Origin of the sequence: Sulfuriferula multivorans (assembly GCF_003851125.1) — a bacterium.
Lineage (GTDB): Bacteria > Pseudomonadota > Gammaproteobacteria > Burkholderiales > Sulfuriferulaceae > Sulfuriferula > Sulfuriferula multivorans.
This window is the reverse complement of sequence record NZ_BGOW01000065.1, coordinates 1-1139: the sequence shown is the minus strand read 5'-3', so window position 1 is coordinate 1139 and position 1139 is coordinate 1. Positions and strand designations below refer to the sequence as shown.

Below are 1139 nucleotides of genomic sequence, written 5' to 3'. Positions count from 1 at the left end.
GCAAAGATCGCCACGTCTTCGCCCGCGTGGGTTTCCGAAGACAGGGGCACCAGCGCCTCCTGGTGGAAGCCCTGATCGGTGGTGTCCACATGGGTCATGTCGGCCACGCGGCCAGTCTGGATGGGTTCGTTATACGAGGTGTCGCCGCCTACCGGCAACACATGGTAGCCGCGGCCATTGGCGTACGACAATGTGGTGTAAGGCATGCCATCGCTGGCTTTGGCAAAATCGGTCTTGCCTGCCCCCACCACTTTGCCGAGGATCGGATTGCCGCGCTTGGGATAACCCGCAATGGTGAATACATGGCTGTGGTCCGCGCTCACCACGATCAGCGTGTCTTCCGGGTCGGTCTTCTCCATGGCCTTCCTGACCGCGTCAGACATGGCGATGGTATCGGTCAACGCCCGGTAGGCGTTGCCGGCATGATGCCCGTGGTCGATACGGCCGCCTTCCACCATCAGAAAGAAACCTTTTTTGTTCTTCTGAAGAATGTCGATGGCCTTGTCGGTCATTTCCGCAATGGAAGGCTCGCCTGCGCCATCCATCTTCTCGCGGTCGGCTTCGTACTGCACGTGGGAGGGTTCAAACAATGCCAGCAGGCTCTTGGTATTGGCAGGATCAATCGCGTCGAACTGGGCCTTGTTCCAGACATATTTGCCGTTGAACTTGGTCTGCCATTCGCTGGTCAGGTCGCGGCCATCCTTGCGGCGGCCCTTGACCGTGGGGTACTCCGGATCGAACTTGGTGTTGGGCATGAAATAGGTGCGCCCGCCGCCCATCAATACTTCCATGCCGTGGTTGGCGGCAAAGTTGTCTACCGCCTGGGCAGCGATATCCTTGACGCTTGTCCCTGCGGGCAGCTTGCTGTCGGTCTCCCAGTCGCGTTCAGCGGTATGGGCGTAAGTTGCAGCGGGCGTGGCGTGCGTGACCCTGGCGGTGGTCACCACACCGGTAGACATGCCGCGGGCTTTCGCCAGCTCAAGGATGGTGGTGAGTTTGTGCGCCTGGATGACGGCGTTGTCTTTTTCCTGGCGCGCGACGTCCTGGTCGATGCTCAACACCCCGTCGCTGGTTTTTACGCCGGTGACCATGGCGGTCATGGTGGGTGCGGAATCCGGCGTTTGCTGGTTGGCGGAATA

At 60.2% G+C, this 1139-nt stretch carries 1 protein-coding gene; it reads right to left on the bottom strand.

The genetic code is table 11. The annotated features are described in order from the left end of the window. The coding region (locus EI185_RS17495; protein WP_124706430.1) for an alkaline phosphatase at nt 1-1139 on the bottom strand (1139 nt) is incomplete at both ends.